This window comes from Desulfocicer niacini (genome assembly GCF_054657595.1).
In genome coordinates, this window is sequence record NZ_BAAHYK010000035.1 from 14,818 (window position 1) to 38,963 (window position 24,146).

A 24,146-nucleotide genomic window follows, 5' to 3' on the forward strand; every position below is an offset into this window, starting at 1 on the left:
GCTTTTATATGGATAACTTACATTGGGCTTGGTCGTAACGTGGGCCACCCATAATAATTGATGGGCCAATGGGATCAGGCTATGTGGTATTAGCAACTGATTTTTTAACAGCCAATATGTTTTTAGTCTACTGACTGTATAAACATAAGTGTCAAAGCAAGTCTGACCCCATTCCAGAGTGGTCCATATTGTGAATAAATCCCTTACATTAATGGTAAAATGAAATATTTTGCCAAAACAAAATTATTATTTTTTAGGGGGGGGGAAGATGAAAAAAATTTATTTTGCTTTATCAATAAGTTTTATGCTTTTAGTTCTATCCAATCCAAATGCACAAGCTTCATCTAAAATTATTATTGATGACTATACAGCCACATCATCAGTAACTCAAGAGTGGTATTATTCAAGGATTGGCACTGATCGTGGAACAATGGGCGATGGCGATTTTTTAGTTGAATTGGGGGGTGGTAATGCTACGATAACAGTCAATTCAGGTTGGGCGGGTATTTGGACAAGTCTTGTGCACAAGATGACAGAACCTGAAACATTAGACCTGAATTACCCCTTGGGACAATACATTAAAAAAGAATTTCAACCACAAATTAACGAAATTGAAATTCAAATCACAGATGCTTACGGCAAAATAAAACTTGAATGCAAAGATGAAAACAATTTGACTCTTTTTTCTGAGACATTTGATCTGGATTGGGGAAAAAGAACACTTAGGGTTACCATACCTGCGACAACCTCTATAAAATCAATTAATTTAATTGTTGATGGCAAGGGATATGCTATTGTCAATAAGCTTTGTTTTTTATATGAATTGCCAGAAGGTCTTAATACTGCCACCGCTACATTCCTATACACATATGGTCATTTAACACAATGCTATGATAACAAAACAGGCTTGTTAAGAGACAGAGCCAGATGGCCGATAAATGATTATGCTGCAATTCAAGCCACGGGTGCATTTGCTCTGGTCACAGCTGTTGCTTATGACTTAGGGTTTATTGAGGAAAACTCTGCGAGATCTATTATTGAAAGCATTAAAGACAATATACTTACACTGCCCACCCATAACGGTCTGCTGCCTCATTTTTTGATCAATGGAGATATCGCTGAAACAACTGAATATTCAACCATTGATAGCGTTATAAGCTTAATTTCAACGATAATGGCATGCCAGTCCCTGAATATTTCAACTGCATCTCTGGAAGAGATGATTAATGCGTTTGATTGGAATGAATTGACAGAAAGAGATACTCGCTCTATTTCCCATGGCTATGCAAAAAATGAATTAATAAAAATAGCGCCTTGGGATCTTATTGAAAATAGATGGGATGTTTTTGGATCTGAAACATTTATCATGGCCCTGGCATATGCTGCCTCCACTGGCAATGTCTGCAAGGTAGAAAAAGAAAGTTGTATACCTACATGGGATGGCTCTGGTTTCAACGATGAAATGGCCAATCTTTTTTTTAAAATGGATAAAACAGATGCTTGGGGTAATAATTGGAATATCTATCGTAAACAGGCAGCTGAAAGGCAGATAAATTATTTTCTGGGACACTATTATGATTCCTATGGCTTTTTTGGAGTAAGCGCATCTGAAGTTCCAGAGCCTTGGCTTTTACCGGAGCCAGAGCCGAGCGCATCTGAAGCTCCAGAGCCTTGGTTTTTAACGAAGCCAGAGCCGAATACTATATCTGGAGATACATCATACTATGCAGCGTGGGGACTTGGCGGGCATAACAAAGCAAATTTTGATGGAGTGGCTGTCATGGGGTATCCTGTGATCGCACCACATTATGCAGCAATGATTTCATCGGACTATCCCAAAGAGTTTGCAACGCTTTTTGACTATTTACTTTTTCAGGATATGTTCAGCCCCTTGGGAAATGTAGAATCTTTTGGAATGAGCGATGACGATGAAATTCATTGGAATTCGTTAAAAGGATCATGGAATTTATGCTTGCAGGCATTGGGCACAGGAAAACTTCTTTCCGGTACAAGTTATTTACCATGGCGCATGCTGGAAGCAAATAAATTTTTGAAATCCGGTCTGACGGTATTATTCCCAACAGACAAAATAGTCCAAACCCAAATTTCACAACTATATGTCGCTATTTTTGGCAGAGCATCTGAAGGAGAAGGAAATATTTATTGGCAAGGAAATCAACCGGACATGATTTCCACCGCCAATGTGATGCTCAGCACAGACAGTGCAAAAAATTATTTTGGCTCTAGTCTGGATTCGAATTTAGAATTTATTAAACATATTTATGAAAACACACTGGGCAAAACTATAGTTGATGATCCAGATGGTATCGCATACTGGGTTGCAGAACTTATCAGCGGTAAATCAAGGGGGGAGGTTATTTTTTCATTGATTAATGCGGCCCAGGAACTTGTCAATATGGGTAATGCCCAGGATCAATTTAACAACAAAGTAAAAGTATCAAATTACGTTGCTGATAAAATTTTTAATTTTACCGGTGACTTCGATTTTTTTATTAACATTATTAAAAATGTAACCCATGACGATACAACCGTTGATGATGCAAAAGCTGTTGTAGATGCATTGTAAACTTGTTCTGCAATTCAGCAATTATTGTTGGTAAAAACATCCAGAGTACATGGTAAATGGTTCAAAAAAGAGAAAACCTTGAGGATTGTCTCCCTGGACCCGGGACAGGGTTAATAATTATTTTTGCGTTAAATTTAAAATTTCCATTGTTTTGATCCAGTAACCCTTATCCGATGTACCGGTAACGGCTGCGTCCACCCAATGATCTGGACGTAGCCCCTGCTTATGGAAATAAACACCATGGGGGGACAGCAATGCGCTGTTAGTAACAATGATTGCAGATCCGTCGGTTAATTCAATAATTTTCTGGGATACACCCTTTCCGAAAGTAGTCTGACCCAGGGAAACAGCTCTGCCATTTTCGGTCAGTGCCACAATAAAAACCTCGGCAGCACTGGCTGTCAGAGAATCCTGCCATAAAAGCAGGCGGGAGGTGAGGCCCAGTGTGGTATCGGTGGCCTCGTAGGATTTTATTCCTTCCCGGGTCTTCATATCAATGATCTTCAGCCCGGATTTTAAAAAAAGGGAAACAGCATCAATGGCGGAGAAAAGATCTCCGCCGGTGTTTCCCCGAAGATCAATAATTATGGAAGCAGCCCCACTCATTTGCTCCACAACTTTTTTAAGTTCCGTTGCCGTATGACTGGTGAATCGAATAATCTTGATGACCGGAATTTCTCCGGTCAAAATCAACTGAACGGACTCAAAGGAGATCTTTTGGCGAATCAGGGAGTGCTGTATTGGAGTACCGGAAAAAGGTTGAACCGTCAGCGTAACGGAGCTGTTGGTTTCTCCACGGACCATTCCGGCAACAGTAAAAACGGATAAGTTTTCTACAGTTTTCCCATCAACAAAGGTAAGAGTATCTCCATACACCACCCCACTTTTATGGGCCACCCCCCCGGGGTAGGGCACACATACCAACCGGCCGGATCGATCCTTAAAAATATCCATGCCCACCCCTGCATACTGGCTGTTCTGGCCCTGATTATAAACGGAATATTCCCGGGGTGTCAAGTAATGGGAAAACGGGTCAAGCTGTTCAAGATATCCGGCAATGGCCTTTTGAACCATTGTACGTGCGGGTTCTGTCATGAGGGCATTCTCCTGCAGCCTGACAATGGCTTCATAGAACAGCAGCATGTCATTATTGCTCACCCAGGACGTGGAACCGGACTGGCTCCATGATACACCGGAAAGAGAAACAAACAAAAACAGGGGACCGTAAAACATCCATACCATTCGATGCAACATCCCATGCATCTCAAATTTTTCCTTTTACAAGAAGGTGCAAAAAGATATTGCATACTATACTTATTTTTATTAAAAATAACACACAATAACTTGTTTTTATAGACAAAGCAGCACTCACAGTTGACTCAGCGCCTCGGCCTCTTCCAGCAGGCGGTCAATCTCATTTTCCAGGCGGATCACCTCGTTTTCCTTGGACTTGGTGTCCACCGGGTTGGTTCTGGCAGCTTCAAGATCCTTTCTGGATTTCTTCAGTTGGGTATTAATCTTCCAGAGGGCATGTTTCTGAGCATCGGTCTCAGACGTTGCTCCGGCCAGAAGTTTTTCAATTTGCAGGATATCCGAATCCAGGGCGGTAATTTTTTTTGCCAGGGCATTCCGTTCAAATTGTTTGAGAAGAATCTGTTCTTCCAGATTTGCAGTTCTTTTTTCTTCACTCATCTTCTGGATTTCCAGTTCATCTTTCCGGGCTTTTCGATGGGCAATACGCTCTTCATAGGCCTTGGGATTATAACTTAACAATCCCCCTTCCCTGGGATCATGCGTAGAGGCCATGCAACCGGTCAGGATAAATACACAGATTAATATCAGATAGACAAAGCGATACTGCATTATAACGCGTCTCCTAATATGATGGGGTAATAGCAGCCAAACTTATACTGACATACGGCTGGACATGGACGCCAACTGTTCTGTATGCGTTTCAAGTTCTGCAATGTTGGCTTTAAGCAAGGCAATTTTGTTATCCAATGTTTTCTCATAGGTCTTTTGAGTTTGATCTCTCCGGGCCTGGGCCAGTACCTGTTCCTGATTGGTCAGCTCAAACCTGGCTCGATCCAATTTTTTCCGCGCATCGGTTAATTGGCTGTCAACGGTTTTCTTTTTGGCCAACAGCGTTTTCTTACCAGTTTTTTTCGCCTTATAAGCCGTAGCCAATTGACTGGTTTCTGCCTCCAACGTCTCTATTTTAACCGACAATTCTTCATTGTAGGCAATGGTTTCCTGATTTGTCTCTTCGAGGCTGGCAATGCAGGCATCCAGCCACTCCTCTTCTTTTGCGTATTTCTGCTTTTCCGTTGCAACATGACGTCCATAAACATTGCCTGCAATACCTCCCACCGCAACCCCAATGGCGGCACCAGTGAAAGCGCCTTTCTTACCGCCCATTGCTGCACCCAGCAACCCTCCTAAAAGCGCACCGGCCCCGGCACCGATGGCGGTCCCTTCAGTTTCGGTACGTTTTGCGTCATTCTCAATATTAGCGCACCCCATTATCCCGGGTAATATCATCGATAAAACAACAGCCACGGCAATCTTTCTTCTCATCACACACCTCCTTATAATTTTAGGGCCTGCTCACAGCATGGGCCAGCCGTCACATTGGGTGAAAAAACGGGGCCTACCCCCTCTCCAAAGAGCCACATGCTGTAAACAAGTCCTCATTTTAATATTGCCAATTTCCAAAATTTGGAAGAGATCATAATACCGGCTACAATAAACCAGCCAAAGCCCATGGCCCCCAATTATCAAGAGAGAACGGTATTATGATCAAGCCAAACTGACGTTATATCTTTGAAATATTGGTAAAATCTCCTCGCCATTTTTCCTTGTTGGCACGCTTGTCCCTGTAAAATAAAGAATAGTGTTCCCGAACCGTATTGAGAACCCTCACCTGTTCCACCGCCTTATGCTCAAGAAGAAAGGCAACATACCGTTCAAACCCTTTCTCAACAGCTTCGGTGGAGATGCTGCTCAGCTGACGAAAGCTGTCCGAGTAAGTGGTAAGGGCATTGTCAATATTCTGGACCAGCTCTTCTCGACGTTGGGTGTAACTTTCCACCATTTTGGAACGTCCGGTTTTCCGGGCAATATCCAACAATCTGTCCAAGGTAGGCAGCTTGCGGATCTCCCTGAAAATAAAAAAGCCCCGTTCTGCAGCAATTTTTGCCCAGGCATATGCAGCATCCTCATCTGCCTGTTTCCGTATGAATTCGATGTCACCCAGTGCCGCTTCAAGCAATCCCAATTCCTGGCGAAGCCCTTCAGATATATTTTTGCTTTGTTGAATCTCTTTCTTTATCCGGTTAAAATGGATAAAGGCATCTTCTTTTTTGACACCGGTCTGAGCACTGGTTGGGCTAATGGATACCGCCGCGGGCAGGCCTGCTCCTTTTCCCTTTCGATACGCTTCCCAGGCATCATCCAAACGGCTGGTGGTATTCCGATCTGCATAAATAATACTGGCAAGTACCAGTCGCAGTCCCATGGTGGGTTTTTGATTGGGTTTAAACCCTTTTACAGCAGTGCCCATGTAAAAAGGCTCCTCGGTGCGGAGAGCAGATCGCAGCCTTTTCCCCGCGGTAAGGTAATGCCCCCCCCGTGCCACAAATCCCCCACTGCGCCCCTGATAATACTCTATCTGGTAAAGACTGCCGGTTATTTCCGTTACATTGCCCAGCATATCATGGATCTTAAGACTGTTGGGCAATAAAAGCCCCACGGGTTTTACCTTATTATGGGAGGATGAAGGGCCGGAAAACCACTCGCATTTTGAAAGGTTCTCCTCATAGGGAAGCCTTCGATCAAAGTCATCGGGGGAAACGGTTGCTCCTCCCCGAACGGCAAACTCCCACTCAATCTCATTGGGAAGCCTGACATAGCCCACTGCGGTTTCATTCCGCGGCAGGGAGTTGATGGCATTGGCAAACAACCATTGATTGTAACGATCAATAAATTGTAATGCCTGAAAATAGGAAATGTCCGCCATGGGATACTGCTTGCCCGTCAAAGCCCCTGGGTTTACATCGGAGGTACCCATGACCGCTGCATACTGGCCCTGTGTCACTTCATATTTTCCCATGTAATATAGCCAGTCGCTGCCGCCATCTTTTTCTCCCACAAAGGACCCGCCAAGAGCAACTGTTGTGGGATACTCCTTGAACCCGGAATCGGGGTCACCCATTTTGAATTTTCGAAGGGCGAAAGGATCACTGCCCTCACCGATAAACACAGGTCGAAACACCATGCGGGCATTGTTGGGCATGGGCAGAACAAAATCACCCTGGGCAGGTGCTGGATTGAATACATCTACCTTGGATACATCGGCACCAGTGGCAGATGTCACCGGTAGGAGAACAAGGCCCAGCAGCATTGCTCCCCCAAAAAACAGGAGGCCTGCACCACAGACATGCCAGAAACAAAAAAAGATTGTTTTATTGATCATTTCCCATTCCTTTAACCGTAAATATTGGGGTTGATCTTGTAAAGATTTGGCAGTATTACTCATCCCGCAAGGCCTCGGCAGGTTCAATGCGGGTCACCCGCCATGCGGCAGTCCCCCCGGCCATAACCGCCACAGCCATGGTTCCAGCAAGGCATGCCCAGATGTGCCACCCGGCCAGTCGGCATAAACTTTCTTGGGTCCCGAAATGGTCCTGAAACAAAAAATTAATCACCCATGCCACGGATTGGAAAAAACACAGAGCAACGCCAAATCCACAGACGGCAATGAGAATTCCCTGATAAATGGGAAAACGAAACAGCGCTGCACCGGAAAGCCCGATGAGTCTAAGAATACTCAAATCCCTGCGTTTACGTTCCACAGATGCGTAAAGGCTTGCCATGAGCGAGGCAACTCCCCCCACCACTCCCACTGTTGCGATGAGCCAGAAAATCAGGCTCAGGTAGGTGTCAAGTTCCGTCACGTCCCGGATACGATCAGCCTGGGTGTGCACAGGAATCCCCTGTGATTCAAAGTAATTTTTAAGGGAATCCACATCGTCAATGGTATTGGCATAAAGTCGAAATCCCGCATATCCCCGCCGTGAAAGAACAAACTCATCCCGCTGGTCATCATAGGTAAGATTACGATGCCGGAACAGGTTCAGTATCCCGGCCAACCGGGCCGGAACAAAGGCAATGTTGGCCCCTGCAGTGGGTCCATCAATGGGATACATTTCCGATTGCACGGGAAATGTCAGACCTTCCGCCTCCCGGTTTACCGTCATCTGCAAGGGGGTGGTGTGCAGATGCAGAGGTTCTGAAACCATGATCCTTCGCCATAGGGTGCTGCCGTCATCTGCATCATGGGAGAGAAAAAGCACTGGCCACGGGGGAATGGGAAAAAGTCCCAGATCAGAACCTTTTTCAGCAGACACAGAGAGGCTGAACAATGTCACATCCACAGGGGGGCTGCCAGGCGACTTGATTATCCGGGCACGAAGCCCATTCACCCAGGGAATCAATACAGCGTCTTTGCCACGAAGGCGGTAAGCCACAGCCTGAACACTGTCTTGTCTGGCTGGATTTTTCCCGGTGGACAGTAGATAGATGGGTTTTCCAGGGGCAATGTGAACACCGGCCCGGTCCTGAAGGGTCCTGGGAGTCAAAGACTCAATCCGGGAGAACCCGGTATTGGTTATCAGCTTGAGCTCATCTATTTTATTCAAGGGCTTTGCCAGGATCAGCACCAGCCCGTCATACAGGGGGTACGCCCGGGGGGTTGTTCCCTGCCATCCATATTCTGGAACCGCCTGTCCGTCCTTGTAGTGTTCCACCGCCTCCAGCAAATCCAATGGAACATAAAGCGATTTTAACGTACCAGCCCGATCAGAAAGAATATCTGAAACCACAAGATCTATCTCACCCTTTTCATACCGATTTGCCTTTAATCGCTTAGTGGCAACGGTGAGTATCCGGCCTTTTTCCACTCCAAGGGTTGCTGCCGCGGCCTGGGTCAGAACGCAAGATCCTGGACCTGGAATAGCAGCCCCATTTTCCAGGAGAAGCCGGTCTCCCTGTCCCGTGGGAATAATATCCATGGCGTGGGTCTCATGAGCTTCATCTCCCATGTTGCCCTTAATCTTGACATCCACCGTGGCCGAAATCTGACGCGTTGCCGGAATCACAAACGAGACATCACTGCGCTGCTTCATGGTATCAAACCAATCCCGTTGGAAAGATCTACTGATCATGGGCCGGATTTCCCTGTTCCGGGGATCTTCAACAAGACGAAACCTGAGAAGCTCAATGGTTCCGAATTTCAGTCCAAACAAAATTAACAAAGGCGCAAGAACCGCTGAAACCGCCATGATCAGACACAGGGTGAGAATCCACTCATGCACCAGGTCAGCACGGGACAGATTAAAAACAATTCCCCTGGCTGGGGCTCCACCGAGGCTCCTCATATAATGCTATGCTCCTGCACGGTCATATTAACTCCTTGTCGCCATTTTGACCTGGTTCATATACCATGGATACGGTGTGATGCTTATTTTTTTTCTCCACAGAAAAGGTAATTGTTCTGTCAACAGCATTGGTTAACAGCGACTTGTTGTGGGTGACCATCACCAGGGTGACACCCATTTGAGAGGTTAATTCCTTAAATTCATCCATAATCTCAATGGCGGTTAATTTATCCACAGCCGCAGTGGGCTCGTCTGCCAGAACAAAAAGGGGTCTGAAGGCAAGGGCTCTTGCAATAGCCACCCGTTGTCGCTGGCCTCCGGAAAGATGCTGTGGTTTTTTTGAAAGCTGATCTTCAATTCCCAGTCTGGTCACAAGATTTTGGATGGTATCATCTTGTGCGACGCCATTTAGCCGACAGGGCAGCAGAATATTTTCCTGGACGCTAAGAAACGGTAACAGTCCTCCCGTCTGCAGCACATAGCCGATGTAACGTTTTCGAATGGCAGCTGCATTTCTATCCGAAAGTGCCGTTATATCCAATGCAATATCACGGGGAGAGGGTCTGAAGCTAAAGGTGGTGGCTTCAGTGGGCTTCAATACCAGGGCAAGCATATCCAGAAGTGTTGATTTTCCGCACCCACTGGGGCCCACCACCGCAACAAACTCTCCCCGCGCAATGGTCAGAAAAGGAATCTGGATTTCAAAATTCACACCCCCTTTTTCCCTTACTTTTCGCACCCCACGCATCAACAAAACCTCTTCGATTGGCCTTGGCTTGTCAAAAACACGCATCGAATTTATCGTCTCCATGTAAAACGTAACTATTACTATCACTGCCGGACATAAATTTAATTACGCTTCTTAGGGGGTCAGATCTTATTGATTTACCATTTATTAAATCCGGAGTGCTGGATTCGATGGATACCGCCCCGGGAAAATGGTACATTGAAAAAGGCTGACTCCCTTATCGTGGTTTTTCAAAAAAATACAGCGCAAACCGTCATAAAAAAACAACAGATGGCTTATGTCGAGCTGTACTTTCTTTGTTTTCCAAAAACAGCTTTACGGAAGTAGCTCCAGGCTGATGGGATACACAGCTTCATCCGGATCATCCCCTTCATTGAGTTTTATCCAGCCATCGGGGGCATCGTGGATGGCCACGTATGCCTGAATTCTGGCATTGAGTTCATTAAGAAATTCATCTTGTTCATCAATGGACCAGCTGGCCCAAAGCTCGTTGTTCATGTCCATGAGCCGACTTTTATAGGGGAGTCCCACCAGAAACTCCGGGATAAGACCTGTCTTGGCCATGGTTTTGGCATTTTTTATGAGATTAGGATCTCTGGCTGCTGTGGCTGCTGTGGCCTGGAGAGCATCAAAAAAAGCCTCTCCACCAATCTGTCCACGCATACCTGCTGACATTACATCTGTGAGAACGGTTTTGAGGGAATCCAGTTGGCGTTTATTGATCAGAAGCCTCACCTCCATGGACTGAATGGCTGGTTCCATCATATCCTTATCAACGGCCCAGGCCACAATATCCCTGGGAGCACTGGCACCGGTCTGGCTACCGATCCATTCCACCAGAGCCGCCTGGATCATGGAATCAATCATTGCACCGGAAGGGGTGTCAATGGCGGCTTCTGTAAGAAAGCCCAACTCCCCCTTGGCAACAGTTGTGGAGACAGGTACGGATTCTTCCAGAGCGCCCAATTCTCCCTGGGTGTTGTTGGAAACAGCAGGGATGGTATCATTAAGGGGCATGTCTGTTGAAAGGGACATGGAATCGCCTGCCGGGTCACCTGCTTGAGCAATCGTTGCCATCTGAGAATCATCGGTTGATGTTCCGGCCAATATTCCGGGGGTGGGATCCATACTACCCAGACGATTGGTGCCCTCCATGCTATTTACATCACCCATGGCATCCATGAACTCTCCCACCACACTGCCCTGCTTGGCGGTATACAGGGCTCTGCTGAACTTTGATACCAATTCCGAAGTGATTCGAGAAAAATCATCCATATCACTTGCATTAACACTGTAATAGGATGCCTCAGAAACGCCTTTGTTCTGACTCAATCCCATAAACTGTCGTTGGGCAGATTCATGAAATCGCTTGGCCCTGGGCTCCTTAATATGAAGAGAAAACAGATAAACGGATTTGTCGTCGGCAATACTTCTCAAAGTATTCTCATCCATTCCAGAAAGATTCCATTTGTGTCCCAGTTCGTGTCCCGGGGCATCTCCCACCAGAACAATGAAGCGTAAGGCTTCAGGGGTCCACCTGGTAAGGTCAATGGCATCACTTATACCTGAAAACATATCTTCTTCATAATCCACGGAATCAATGGTGGTGACATCCACTCCGGCAAGCGTGGCATTAAATGCATCAATGGACTGTAGTGAAGGGGTATAATTATTTGTGGTGTAACCAATGCCCGGAATTTCATCCACAGGATCACGATATCCCCAGATGCCGAAACGGATGGCGCCTGCCAGTTCTTTATCCTGTGTGATTTCATTGGAAACATTTCGGACCACGTCAAGGGTTTTTTCAATATACGGGCGCATACTCACTGTGGTATCCATGACCCAGACAATATCTATGGCCAATTTTTTCAATATTTCCTCAGCTGCCATGGTGGAACCGCCCGTGGCCTCATTGAGATACCCTGGATTCGTTCGGATATCTGTCTTTTCCCTGGCGTTGGGACCTGATCCGGCAACCGCCGCCAGCCTGATGGCTCGTCCTTCACGCCCCCCGATCTCCATGGTCTGAAAATCCAGGATGGGCAACAGATAAAATGATTGAGATATATCCACGGCTTTTTTGGGTTCCACTGAAATTACCGGGAAATCAGAGGCCACATTTCCGGTATCAATGGCGGTGTAAAGCGCTGATGCCTTTGTGATTCGTTCTTCCTCTGAAGCCGCCAGCAGATCAATTAAATCCTTTCGCTTTTCAAACATCAAAACCGGTTTTCGTCCCTCGGGATGGGTATAGGCCAGACACATGGTCTGTTTCCACTCAAATACATCATCTGCTTTCATCCAGCCAACCACCGTTCCACGATTGTCGGTTCCCACTTCGTACCAGGCATCCCCCAGTTCTATATCTTCCGGAATGGGTTGTGTATACACATAAAATGGCTGAAATGCAGGCACATTTTCTCTGACGATAACGCTGTCCTGACGTTTTTCAGTATAAACATTGGAAAATGACCTGGCCAACACCCTCAGGGGCAGAATCTGTTTTCCATCCAATTTTACCGGTGTCCTGTTTTCCAGAGACAAGCCGCCGGAAACGGTACTGAAAATCAGACCTAACGTGATAAAAAAAATTAACAAACATCGACTTCCCATGTTTTCCCTCCCTGAAAGAATATATTAATTCACAATTATCCTTAAATATAATATCTTAAAAAAGCGTATAAAAGGCAAAAAAATAAATCCAGGCGAAATTAATGCCTTGTGTTTTAAAAAAATTCCATCTTTCTTTTTATCTCTCAATCAAATATTCTATTAAATATAGAGCAATCTACTTAAATAATAGCACAAAACTATTGCTCAATCATCAAGACAGCCCCCCTGCCCGAGGACTTAGACATGACATATGAGCCATCGTCGCTGGCACCTTTGACGATCAGAGAGACAGGGTCGCTCAGTTTGAGATTGGATAAATCAAGACTAATGACAATCTGCGATCCCCTGCTAATCTGTCCTGATTTGCCCACCAGCACGTTCCCCTGATAGAGCAAAAAGCCATGATGGGATTCCGCATCTTTTATGCCTGGTACATTCAGGATCAGGCTGGCTTTCCTTGGATTTGGACTGTTCAATCGGCTGTCCGAAAAAATCAGTTTTAACTGGCTGCGGGACTGGTTTCTGTCCACCACATGGATGTTCTTATTTCCCTGTACATCGTGCTCGAAAGTAGGCTCTCCAATGATGTTTCGATCAGAGGAAACCTGAATGGAAAATGTTTGCCCAGAGTCTTTCTTTGTCACCGGGGCATGGTCCGGGGATAAGGGAGTAGACTGCTTGGTGTATCTGTCGGGAATGATACGAATGTCTTCCGCATCAAACCAGCCATGCCCCAGCAGTTCCAGTCGAAAGCTTTTGGCACGTACTGTAGGCGCCAGAATTTTCCGATAAAAAGGAATCGATTTACCGACATTTCCAAAAGACAATTGAGTCCGATTAATATTGGTATTTCTCAGTTCATCCACAACGATCCATTGCCCGTTTTCCTTTTGCAGCTTAATGACAATCCTGAAACCATCCGTGGTTACGTCCGTACTCGCCCGACCGATATATATTTCAGCAATATCCACCGAAGTTTCAAAATCACGCTGGATCCAGGCTTGCTGGTTTTGGGCCCCAGCCCAGCGGCCACCTTGGAAGACGTCTCCCCTGGTGTTGCGACCGTAAACGGAACTGCTCGATACCTTCCCGGGGGGTGAAGTTTCATGGCGGCCCGGTACAGTTTGTTTACTCAGCGTCCCCCCGGCAATGTCTTCGGTTTTTGCCATAAGGGTAATGCCATGAATCTCAGCAACACCATATTGGTCCTTACCATGTTTGGGCGCGTCCAACAGGTCCAACTGCACCTGGGTTACTTCCATATCGCCCAGAGCAAACCGGGAGATGAACCAGCGCCCTGAAGGCCCCGGCACACCCTGTTTGACAGCCACATTGGATGCAGGCTCTATGACGCCCCCGTTCCATTCGGCCACATGCTTGCCTACGACCACGTTGAAGGTGCACGTTGCGCCTCCCCGGCCGCTGACCGTTAGCCTGAGCACGGCTTTCCCTCGAAGGGCATTGCCCCACCATGAAAGATTGGCAGACATCAGAATAGATGCAGCCTTGATGCCTGGAAGCGCCCAGGCAGCGCTGTTTGGATAACAAACGCCGTCATTATTTGGGGATTTGCACCAGGTCAGCCAGACGATCGGTGCAGACTTACCGTTGTAGCCTGAAACCGGAATCCCATCTACTGCGTAAACCGATTCATTTCGTGCGTGATATGGCTTAATTACTGATAGGTCGAGTTGGTAGTATTCTAGCGATCTTTTACGGTCATCCGGCTTTCTTACGTCCTCGCCATCCTTTCGGGCGCTCTCCTCCTTTTGCTTCTGCGCTGTCCTTTGTATCTCTTCAGACTTCTTACGCTTTTGCTCCTTTTTCTGTACTGCTTCTCTGTCTCTTAGCAGGCTATCGGCTTCCAATACTGGGGTATACTTGGGATGAAATTGCTTGACCGATGCAAGGACCTTCTTGGCTTCCGAAAAATTGGAGGATTCAACCAGCTTCTTTATCTTTTCTAACTGACGATCGGTGGCTTCTTTCTGGGTCTTCACCCTTTTTACCAGAGCCACGGCTTGCTGATCTGAAGGGTTTGCCCTGGCATGGCCTTCTGCAACATTTATGGCCTCCGACAGCCTGCCTTGAGCAACAAGGTCTTTTACCTCAGTAATCTTCCGGGCACTCCCTGCTTTTTTCTCCTGGTCTGCCGTTTTTTTCTTTTCCGCCAGCTTAATTTCTTCCTGTTTCTTGTGTGTTGCTTCCCTTTCTTTGAGCAGTCCCTCAATTTCCACAACCGTCGGGTAGTTGGGATAAAATTCCTTGACCGTAATGAAAGCCTTTTTGGCCTCCTTAAAATTGGAGCTTTCTATCAGTTTCTTTATCCTCTTCAGCTGACGGTCGGTGGCTTCCTTCTGGCTTTTCCACCTTTGGGCAAGCGGCTCAGCCTCAGGGTTTTTCGGATCCAACCCTTTTGCCTCTTCTATAAGGGCTATCCCTTCGTCAAGGAACCCTTCTTTTACCTTTTTTTTTGCTTTTAAAATTTTATCTTGAACCTCTTTTGCTTTGGATGCTCTTTCTAATTCATCCTGGGAAACTGAAATAGTTACAGTGCCAGAGGCGCTGCCTATCTCAGCATTATCCGAATTGCGAACCTTTACCGACACCTCATAAGAACCTGTCTGGCTGCAGTTGATTTTGATCTCGTCACCGGCCCCGGGCATTCCGCATAGACCTGTTGGTTCAACTGACCAGTCATACGTTGCTCCATTCAGCGCAGGAGTGACGGTGGCTTTCATGAAAATATCATGAAAAACAGCAAATTGCTGGTCCGACACCTCTACCAGGCCCGGACAATCTCCGCCAAGCTGTGTATCGCATTTCCATATCCTGGGTTTGGGTCCCAAATATCTGGGCTCGCCGATGGAGACAGCGTAGGATTTTGCAGTAATCGTGAGACTTGCTTCTCCAAGATCATCCCCATTCTCTTTTGATTTTGCATGGACAGTCACCATGACAGGCTTGGTATCTTGGGGGGTGAATGAATATGCTCTGTCATCTGGGCTATTTACTTCAGGGCCAGCACTTAGCGTTTGACCACCTTTGATCTCCCACCAAAAAGCAATAAGGTCATCTTTAACTTTTGGCTCTTCCTGAACTTTTATCGTCACTTTTTCACCCACATATGGTGCATTCTTGCTACTGCTAAGACTCAGCTTTGGAGACACTACTTCTAATTCAAGCTGTTGTGATTCACCCGCAGTTATGCGCCGTCCATTATCTTTGTGAAAGACTTGAATCCATACGTTGTACGTACCAAGGGCAGAGAAAATCGCTTTGGTGTTGAGTGAATTGTCAAATGGATCAAAAGCTACTTCGGGATGGGGTTGCCAGAGATACTCTTGCTTGCTCTTGTCTCCGCCCTCAACTTTCGCACTAAACAAAACAGGCGTTCCCAGAATAACAGTGGAACTAACTGGTGAATCTTGCTTAACTATAACCTTTAAAGCCTCCACTTTTATCGTAATGCTTGCTGTAGCAGTATCACCTTTGGCATCGGTGATGGTCACTGAAAGTTGATGATCTCCCGCTTTTCTGGAAGCAAACAGTACTTTTGCCCCCTTGCCTCCATGATCACCCGTCCATGTATAAGTATACGGTGATTTGCCACCACTTGTCTGAGCAGTCACCTCAACTGTTTCACCCAGAAATGAAGGGCGTTTCGGAAGTGTCATAAGCGTTACTTTCAACATATCAGAACCATCAAGTTTTGGACCGGTATAAAGCGTACTGGTAAATTTACCATTTACAATCAGCTGCAATCCTGCCAATATTGAATCTGCCTCGCTTTTAGCCGCTTTTGTTTGAAATTCTTGAAATGCACGTTGACTATTGTTAAAGCATCCACTACCTCCCACAAGATATTCAACTCGAATTGTTTCCTTTCCTTTCAGAACCCAACCCTCTCCATAGGCACTCGTACCACTACTGACATATCCACCATCATAGTACCCCCTACTATAGTGCAGCTTTGTCGTAAGAAGATAACCTTTAAAATCACCTATACGGTAGGGCTTAATCTCAGCTACCCGGGACCATTTTTTATGGTATTTGACTCTATCCTTGAGTTCTTTTAATATCTCCTCTTCACTACTCGGCGAAAAAGAGGGGTTAATTTTTCCGGAAACTGTCCCATTTATACATGCTTTACCGGGACACCACTTCTTGTCTAAGGGGCCCCCTTCCGCTTTAGTACGTTTGAAATAGAACCCTCGTTCACCAAAATCTTTTTTATAATTTCCACCTTTCCATATATTTGGGGCTGAACCTGCAAAACTTAATTCTTCATCAGAAGTGGGTTTGGTGGAATCATCTGGGTAGCTGCTTGGAGTTGCCTTTTTCTTCGCTTCTTGCTTTTTGATGGGAACAAGATCGCCCTTTTCACCATTTAAAATTGTATCCTTACCATCATTGGGGCCTGTAATATCACCATCGCTATCCCCGGATATTTGCTCGGCCTTTTTCACAATCACAGTATGGCTACCTGTGGCAAGGATTTTACGTTCTGACCCGACCAGACCTGAAATTCTTACCTCTATATTATATATGCCCGGCTTTGAGGATTTCACAGTCTGTGTATCTGTGGTGCTGTAAAGTGGCTTCCCATTCACGCGCCACTTCCATTTAAGCTGCTTTATCGAACCTGTCTTTTCTTTTAGCATTCCCTTAAAAGTCCCTGACTCTCCGATTTTAAGCGTCACCGGTCCATTGATGGACACCTTCACATCCACATGTGCACCTTTACAGGTCAGGTATTCATCACGGCTTGTCACCATGATTTTTTTATATTGATTTTCAAGCGTTGCCATGTGACTTTCAATGGCATCCTGGGCATCAGAATATACCTCATAGCCCCCGGAACCAGGCAGGGAGGCAGACGACCAAGCATAGCACGCCTCAAAATTCCTGGACAGTTTATCCCAAGTAGAAGACGGCAGCCTGGAATCGGAAATGGATTGTTTTACCCGCTCAAACTCAGCATCCCGGCTGGCCATGGCAGCCGATTTTTTACCCTGCCACCGGGCCATCAGAAGCTTAAGATCTTGACTGTGAACAAGAGACATCTGAATCCTGGCAAGTTTTACGAACAGTTCCTGCCCACAGTCCTTTTTCATATCAAAGGATTCGCTCAAACCGGCTGCCTTATGGATAGATGCGGCATCTTTTCTTGCCTGGCCGATCCCCTTGACCAGATACGCATTTTCCAGATCCTTCATCCTGGGGCCATCCACCTCCAGAAATCCTGTCAAATGGAAACTTGTGGGCGGATTTAATCCCACCTCTTCCATTTTTGATGCAATATTCTTAATACGGTTTTGAATTTCTAAAAATCCATCGTAATATCGCTTTTGCAACGTCACCTGCTGCAAAGAGAGGCTATCACGAACCCAGGGGAAGGTGAGAGCCTTGGTGACAAAGGAGCCAAAAGACTTGAAAATCTCCTGGGTATTTTCAATAAGCGGGAGCCGCATTTGCTCCCCCAGTTCTTTCAGTTTTCGATAAATCTCCAATGCTTCGCCTGTAAAATGTCTTGCCTGGTATTCCTTTTCCACGATCTGTCTGATCTGATCCAGTGCCTGTCCGGCCGCCTGGTCCTGAATCCGCTTTAACTGGAGAAATATACCCAGTGCCACATCCCGGGCAGGCTTTCCGCCAGTCTCCAGGATCCTAGCTGCCAGTTGGCTGCGCGCAATGTTATATGGTTCCCTTAAAGTGGCATCCAGATCAAAATCCGGATAAATATTTTTAAAAGCCAGACGTAGTACGGGCACATTGCTCTGGTTGGTGACAAAATACCGTTCCCCCCATTCATGGACCGTCACTTGGATGCTGGTTCCTGAAAATCCGATTTTGTAATTGAGATCCGAGGTATTAAGAAGCTGATCAGGCAGGATCTCCCTTAACCCGGCCTGTTTTGTCCACAGCCCTTTGATCTTGCCCTGTTCAGACTCGAATTCACCGGAAGCCAACCAGGCCTCAATCAGTGCCTTTTCCCTGCTGATATCCCAGGCAGATCCACCAAGGGACACCGTCACCATTCCCAGGCCTGCAATAAGCGCCGGAACCTGGCCGCCAGGTACAAGTCCGGCAGCACCAATGACAAGATAGGCACCAGCCATGGCCACTTTTTTTTTGTCGCCTTCCAGGTACCCCTGATGGCCGTCCACCACGCCCTGAAAAAAATCGCCCACAATGGGCAGGTTCCGTGCGAAAGCCGCCGTCAGTTGCTGTTTTTCCGCTTCAGGTGACAGGTTTTTATCAATGATACCTTTCATCTCATATAGCGCCATCGCCGTACCCATGAACGTTTCCATGCGTAGATTTCCATCCACATCTCCAAAGAGCATCCGGTTGGTTTCTTTATCAATGGAAGACAGGGGAATGGCATTTTTTATGTAACGCCCCGCGATATTCGTCATTGTGGCCTGGGGCAGCCTCTTTTTTATCTTTGCAAACTCGTCAAACGCGCTTTTGCCCACGATGTCAGCCAGGGAATCAACAGCGGTGGTCTTTTTCACATAGTTCATGAGGTCAGCGACCTTATCACCTGCTTTTGATAAATTCGGATATTGGCTTTTCAAGCTGCTTACAAATGACGATGCTGAGTCCTGCATAGACAATAGGCATGCCGCACTCATTTTTTTTAAGGAGAGAGAGACCTGACCGGCACGGCCGGTAAGATTATCCAAACCGATGGGTTTATATTTACTGATAAAATATTCGAACTCAGTATCTGACAGAACTTTTTTCATGATAGATGCTACCATGCCCTGGGCTTGGGTGGCAGGCGCCAGCTTCCAGGAAGATTCCATATTGTCCATAAGCTCAGCCAGAGCATCAAAATAATTTTTATCAGTGAGTGCCTCAATTTGGCGTCTGACAACATTGGGGTCTTTGAGTTCCTTTAATCCATCCAGAAGGCCCAGAACCTGTTGATTTTTAGCAGACAGCCTGGGGCGGTACCCGCTGATCTTCTCAATTTCATCAAACACAGCATTCATTTTGGACATATCTTTCTGAACTCCCCGCCCTGCTTCCTGAATGGCAGCTTCAGGGCTGATCAGAGCCCCACGACTGCCTTCGGCCATATTACGGAATTCATAAATTTTATTCTTGGACACATCAGCAGATTGCTCGATCAGCTCTTTACCGGGTGCTTTGCCGCTCAGTACATCCAGGTCTTTGTATGCATCCGGGTGCCAGGCAGCGGTACCGGTTATAAACGCCTTTTTCGGGTCCATACGATAAGCACCGACATCCCGTGCAATCTCTACATATGCCTCTTCCAATGCCTGCTGCAGATCATCCAGATATCCTTTCGGTGTTTTGCCCTGACCCCGCAGTTCTTCCATAAACTTTTTTATTTCCTGGGGTGTTTTGGTCTGTACGCCAGCGTCAAGATCCATGGGAGCTGAGGCCGATTGCAAAGATTTGGTGTTCTGAATGGGTTCCACTCCGTCAACTGCTTTACCAGAGTAATTTTTTTCTCTTAGTTTTTGCTTGGCCCTTTCGATTATCCGTCTGTTCAGGGAATCGCTGCCCTTTTTCCAAACATCATGATAAAGCCTGCCGATACCAGGGTATTTATTTTTAAGCAGATATTTGGCCTGGTAATGCTGGGATATTCTAAAGGCCTGTTCCTGAATCATTTTCATATTCAAAGGCTTACGATTGAACGTCGCCTTGAATTGTTTGACAAGGTCTTCTCCTTCCTGGATCTGCATTTTAAACGGTGCCGCGGCCTGACTGTAAGGAGTGTTTATCGAAATCGTAAAAAAGATCAAAAACAATGCAAGGGCACGGGTTTTAAACATAAAAACCTCCTGAGGAATGGATTACCCAACATTAATACTATCAGAATTTTATTACAACATTTTACTCAACTTTCAGTGTTGACTGATTCTTAAGGGGCAGCTTCCTTTATTGTATTTTTTACCATCTAAAACAAACCTGACCCCATTCACCATCGCTGAAGACCGACAGTGAAAAAATTATATATCTGATGACTGTACCGGCCTTGTGTATTCAACATCCTGGCCTGGTAGGCCTGTCAGTTCACTGATAAATGAATTTGAGTTGACATCATATATGGAGTTTATTATATCTTTAATTCATCAGCTAAATTACTTACCATATTGCTTTTTTACAATTCAAATGAATAATTTATGATAAGGAACAAATTCAGACGACATCACCCCGTTGATTTGATCTCTACCTGCAGGATAGACACCTGTTTGGCCGCGACAAAACTGACATCTGGTTGATTGTTATATTTGCGTATGGACATGTTTAGGGAACCCCACTACTGGAAGAATAATAACAGGAATCGTGCAGATGAAATTTAACCAAATAGATGCATATTTCACCGTATTTCTACGGAGGAAATTATACCAAAGTATGACAATGGTGGTAATCTTTCTTTTGGTCGGTTCCTTAAATGTCTGGTGCGAAAGTCCTCCCAATGTCATTCAACTTTTGGTGGTGCAGGAGGGACAAATCATCGCCCTCACCGAAGACAAGGCAGGTCTATTTTTTTCCAGTGACGGTGGAAGAAAATGGTACCAGGCAAAAGGCCTTGATGATCTGTCTCTTTACCACGTATCAACGGATTATTCGGGAACTCTTTTTCTTTCTACTGCATCCGGGGTTTTCATTTCCACCAACGGTGGTGCCGACTGGTTCCAGGATAAAAAAACAAATAACGCCTTTATTGTGTTTACACCGGACGCTTCTTCCTGCCTCATAAAAAAATGGGGAGAAGGTCTTTTTTACGCTCCAGTCAGCTATTTCAAAAACAGGGAAGAAGTCCCTGCCGGGAAAGCCGATGTCCCTCTTCAACCCGTCCTGGGATTGCCGGAACCAACAATTCAGAGCGTAATTTTTACCAGGGACAATGGGGCGTTTGCCGGACTATTCGGTAAGGGTGTCTTTCATTCTCTGGATGGGGGATTAACCTGGTCTTCAGCCAATCAGGGCCTTGAAAATACAGACATACTGACACTTTCTTTCCATCCAGGTACGGGTCTTTTTGCTGGCACCTATGGAGGGGGGGTGTTCAAATGGTCAAAGGCTGCATCAAACTGGTCTCGGGTTGCTCTAAAAATGCAAAACTGCACCATTACCTGCCTTGCATTGGGTTCAAATGGAAAAATTGTTGCGGGAACCCGGGAGGGGGGAATCCATCTGTCAAAAGATGGGGGCACCACCTGGACCACCCCTTTCAACACCCCACTTTCCGGCGCCAATATCCAGGCAATTGCCTTGTCTGGTAACAGCCTTTGGGCCAGTGCATATGGAAAGGGACTTTTTGTCTCAAGGGACGATGGCACCACCTGGGCCCCCAGACCTTTTGCCTATGTTTCAAAAATCTCACAACTGACAACCACCCCAAAGGGCCATTGGTACGCTGCTGTTACAGGATTGGGACTTTTGCAAAGCCGCGACCATGGAACCAACTGGAAAACAGTGCCACTGCCGTTTCCCCAGGAAGAACACATATATCTAGCCTCAAGGAAAAATGATATATGGCTTGCCTCTCCCAAGAGCGGACCCTTTGTTTCCAGGGATGGGGAAGGCAGGTGGCAAAAAAAGATCCAGGGCCTCCCAGAGGAAGGAATAGATGCGTTAAGGGTATCACCGGATGAATCGGTTTTTGTCACATCAATGGATGGAAAGGGGCTATTCCGGTTGGATTTTATGGATACATGGGAAAAAATATCCGTTGATGATGGCTATGAATATTCTGCCTGGGATCTGTTGCTCCTGCCCAATGGGGAAGCCGTGGTATGGGGATACAACGATGTCCTGTTTTCCAGGCATGGACTTAAACAATGGCACCGGGAACGAATTCCCCAGGCTTTCAAAGCACTGTGGATTGATCAGCAGACCACTGTGTGGACCCGCCGCATGATCAGCACCTTTGCCTTTTCCAACGATGGGCTGAACTTTCTGGATAAAGAAAAAGATCCTCCCCGGGATCAGTACACCTTTTTTGCCCAGCTGAATCCCCACCAATTTGCAGCCACGGCATCCAGCGGAGGAATTCATATTCTGCAAAGGGAAGGAAAGACGCTTACTCCCATTGTCCGATGCCTTGAAAACAAAAAGGTTCTTTCCATGGCTGTGGATGCATCTTTTCTTCTTATTGGTACAGATACTGGGCTGTTTGTTTCCCAGGATCAGGGAAGTTCCTGGCAGCAAATAGAACTGTTTCCCTAAACAAAAGCAGTTAATTGACACGTGACGTTAACCCCACAAAGGCCAGGCAAATTATGCGATTTTTGATAACCCCTTTTCTGGTATACATCGGCATATCTGTTTCTCTGCTTTTCTGGTGGCGACCTGCACCGGAATTACTTTCCGTGAAAACGGTGGACTGGGCCATGGAATATGAAAAGGAACACACACCTGCACCTGATAAACATCTATGGGGTGCCATGGAAATGGCCCGGGAATTCATCCGATCAAGCGCCCCCCATCACCCCCTTACGGAATTCATCGAAATAAAGACCCGGGATCAATTAATTCGAGGAAACAGTCATATCTGGCAAAAATGGTATGAAGATAATTTTACAAAAAAACTTACGCCAGCAGACAATCACAGCTATTTCTCCCCAGATAATCCCCCTCTGGATCTCCTGAAAAAACTTAATGGGTATATTGAAATACGAATAAAAAATACCATCCGTTTTCTGTCTTACAATCGTCTGGATACCCGGGATATGGAAAAAAGGGATATCCCCACATCTTTGAAATACCCCCTTCGTTCAGCTGCCATAACTCTTTTCCTTTCAACCATGACCATCTGGGGAATCAAGCGAACCCGAAAAAAAAAGTACGACCGGGTATCAGGGTGTACCGCAGGTACGGGATGTCGGTTTTTTCTGGGAGTATTAACCACGGGATTGGCCCTGCTGGCACTTCCTTTTTTTTACTATGATGGAGAGGGTGGATTTTGGGCATTGTTTATCGGGATTCTCGTGTTCGTTGTGGGAATGGTGGGACTGGCTTTTTTCGGGGTACAGATCGCTGCGGTTCGCCGGATGATGAACGGGGAAGATTGTCTGGCCCACTGGACCTACACCCCACTGGAATGGGGCACATTTGTAAAATTGGAAATGGAGGCTCAAAGTGAGGCAAAATGGGGACTTCTGGGATTCATCAGCATCATTATTGTGGTTGTGGGGGCGGGTTTCTGGCTGGTTATGCAAGACACCGCATCCCTATGGGTATTCCTATTTCTCCTGGGACTGATTGTGTTGCTTTGGGCAGTGGTGCTGCTGACCCAAAAATTGGCAGGTAAAAGGCTTAAACAAACTCCCGGAGAGGTGTTTTTGGGGGCATCCAGCGTATACGTGAACGGCATGGTTCACTCCTGGAATCTTATTGGATCCCGTTTTGAATCCATAAAAAAAATTAACGACCCATTTCCCATGCTGGAAATTGTTTATTCATACCTCATGGTGGCGGGCAATACATTGTACTTTTTCCGGCAGTATGCCACTGTTCGTGTACCCATTCCCGAAAAAAAAGAAACCGAGGCAACGGCTATTATCCAACGTTACAACTGACAACAGGGGTATCTAAAAGATATTTTTTACAATCGAAACGTATGATGGGAAAAATTCGGACGACATCACCCCGTTGATATGTAACTGGAATCATATTATGAAGTATCATGTAAATGTTATCTTATGGCCCATTGTACTGGCATGCCTGGTATGGGGCACACCCGTTCAGGCCAGCATGTCCCCGG

General features: G+C 46.2%; 11 protein-coding genes. 3 read left to right on the forward strand and 8 right to left on the reverse strand.

The genetic code is table 11. The annotated features are described in order from the left end of the window. The first annotated feature begins 268 nt into the window (after nucleotides 1-268). Nucleotides 269-2,587, forward strand: a complete 2,319-nt coding sequence (locus ACYQ2M_RS17610; RefSeq protein WP_459917685.1) for a DUF4214 domain-containing protein — start codon at nucleotides 269-271, stop codon at nucleotides 2,585-2,587. Between the two features lie 117 nt (nucleotides 2,588-2,704). On the opposite strand, the gene ACYQ2M_RS17615 is transcribed toward ACYQ2M_RS17610, so the two are convergent. From ACYQ2M_RS17615 to ACYQ2M_RS17650, 8 genes are all read right to left on the reverse strand, one after another. Next, the gene (locus tag ACYQ2M_RS17615; protein ID WP_459917686.1) at nucleotides 2,705-3,850 is read right to left on the reverse strand and encodes a S41 family peptidase; all 1,146 of its coding nucleotides are present in this window, start codon (nucleotides 3,848-3,850) and stop codon (nucleotides 2,705-2,707) included. 105 nt (nucleotides 3,851-3,955) lie between these two features. Next, nucleotides 3,956-4,450 (reverse strand): hypothetical protein, encoded by a 495-nt coding sequence (locus tag ACYQ2M_RS17620; protein ID WP_459917687.1) that lies wholly within the window; start codon nucleotides 4,448-4,450, stop codon nucleotides 3,956-3,958. A gap of 42 nt (nucleotides 4,451-4,492) precedes the next feature. Next, a complete protein-coding gene (locus ACYQ2M_RS17625; RefSeq protein ID WP_459917688.1) occupies nucleotides 4,493-5,164 on the reverse strand; it encodes a YMGG-like glycine zipper-containing protein in 672 nt (223 codons plus the stop codon). A gap of 238 nt (nucleotides 5,165-5,402) precedes the next feature. Further along, on the reverse strand, nucleotides 5,403-7,061 hold the full coding sequence (locus ACYQ2M_RS17630) for a formylglycine-generating enzyme family protein (protein ID WP_459917689.1): 1,659 nt from the start codon (nucleotides 7,059-7,061) through the stop codon (nucleotides 5,403-5,405). Nucleotides 7,062-7,116: 55 nt separating this feature from the next. Next, complete coding sequence (locus tag ACYQ2M_RS17635) at nucleotides 7,117-9,024, reverse strand: ABC transporter permease (RefSeq protein WP_459917690.1); 1,908 nt, start codon at nucleotides 9,022-9,024, stop codon at nucleotides 7,117-7,119. A 22-nt stretch (nucleotides 9,025-9,046) separates the two neighbouring features. After that, on the reverse strand, nucleotides 9,047-9,736 hold the full coding sequence (locus ACYQ2M_RS17640) for an ABC transporter ATP-binding protein (RefSeq protein WP_459917691.1): 690 nt from the start codon (nucleotides 9,734-9,736) through the stop codon (nucleotides 9,047-9,049). Between the two features lie 351 nt (nucleotides 9,737-10,087). Beyond that, the gene (locus tag ACYQ2M_RS17645; RefSeq protein WP_459917692.1) at nucleotides 10,088-12,388 is read right to left on the reverse strand and encodes a VWA domain-containing protein; all 2,301 of its coding nucleotides are present in this window, start codon (nucleotides 12,386-12,388) and stop codon (nucleotides 10,088-10,090) included. Nucleotides 12,389-12,585: 197 nt separating this feature from the next. Further along, complete coding sequence (locus ACYQ2M_RS17650) at nucleotides 12,586-18,510, reverse strand: hypothetical protein (RefSeq protein WP_459917693.1); 5,925 nt, start codon at nucleotides 18,508-18,510, stop codon at nucleotides 12,586-12,588. 2,278 nt (nucleotides 18,511-20,788) lie between these two features. Here ACYQ2M_RS17650 and ACYQ2M_RS17655 point away from each other — a divergent pair. Next, on the forward strand, nucleotides 20,789-22,609 hold the full coding sequence (locus ACYQ2M_RS17655; protein WP_459917694.1) for a DUF6242 domain-containing protein: 1,821 nt from the start codon (nucleotides 20,789-20,791) through the stop codon (nucleotides 22,607-22,609). Nucleotides 22,610-22,662: 53 nt separating this feature from the next. Then, a complete protein-coding gene (locus ACYQ2M_RS17660; protein ID WP_459917695.1) occupies nucleotides 22,663-23,961 on the forward strand; it encodes a hypothetical protein in 1,299 nt (432 codons plus the stop codon). Nucleotides 23,962-24,146: the final 185 nt, after the last annotated feature.